We start from the raw sequence: 926 nt of genomic DNA, 5'->3' as shown, positions 1-926 counted from the left end.
GCCCCGCGCCCACCCGACGCAACCGGATCACCAGCGTCTGGGTCCTGCTCGCCGGCGTCGCCCCCGAGCTCGACGAGTGGGCCAACTACTTCGCCATCGGTGCCGGCAAGCGGGCTGCCGCCGAGGCCGGCATACCCCGGGTGGTCACCGCCCGGGAGGCCGACGACCTGCTCCGCGCCGCCGAGGAGTTCGTGTCGGTGGTGGAGGCCGCGCTCGGCCTGGCGCACCAGCCGGCGATCGACGGGCTCGTCGCCTGAGTCGTGGCGTCCGGCCACCACCGGCGGGACCCAGGGTGGCCGGGCGCCACCCCGCCGCGCGTACGTACTTCTGATCCACACAGCACCATCCACGGGCCGGTGTCCCGTGGCGACACGACGGGGGGTAGGTCCGATGGCGGGCCGCATGGTGGTCGGTTCCGCCGCGCTGGCCGGGTTGGTGCGCCCGGCCAGCGCACCCGATCTGGCGGGCGGGCACCGGGTGCTGCCCGTCCGGCCCGAGCTGACCGGGCTGCTGCCCAGCCGGGGGTTACGGCGCGGCAGCACCATCGCGGTCGGCCTCGGGCAGACCCGACGCAGCGGCACCACGTCGCTGGTCCTCGCCCTGCTCGCCGAGGCGTCCCGCACCGGTTCGTGGTGCGCGGTGGTCGGGGTGCCGACCTTCGGGGCCGGGGCGGCGGCCGAGGCCGGGATCGCCCTGGACCGGCTCGCCCTGGTGCCCCAGCCCGGGCCCGAGTGGCCCACCGTCGTCGCCGCGCTCATCGACGGGGTCGACGTGGTGGTCACCGCCGTACCGGCCACCGTCTCCGCCTCCGTCGCCAGCCGGCTGGCCGCGCGGGCCCGGCAGCGCGGCAGCGTGCTGGTGCCGTACGGCCGGTGGGACGGCGCGGACGTGACGCTCCAGGTGGTCCGCGGGGTGTGGGACGGGCT

General features: G+C 77.2%; 2 protein-coding genes. Both read left to right on the top strand.

What is annotated here, in order from left to right:
• The coding region (locus C1I95_RS34170) for an SAV_6107 family HEPN domain-containing protein (RefSeq protein ID WP_267900737.1) at positions 1 to 257 on the top strand (257 nt) is incomplete at its 5' end.
• Positions 258 to 390: 133 nt separating this feature from the next.
• Positions 391 to 926 (top strand): DnaE2-dependent mutagenesis accessory factor ImuA' (imuA', locus tag C1I95_RS34165; RefSeq protein WP_111220255.1); only part of this gene is annotated, 536 nt, incomplete at its 3' end.

This window comes from Micromonospora craterilacus, from assembly GCF_003236315.1.
Classification (GTDB): domain Bacteria; phylum Actinomycetota; class Actinomycetes; order Mycobacteriales; family Micromonosporaceae; genus Micromonospora; species Micromonospora craterilacus.
Note: the sequence above shows the minus strand (reverse complement) of the source record. Positions and strands in the feature narration are given on the sequence as shown.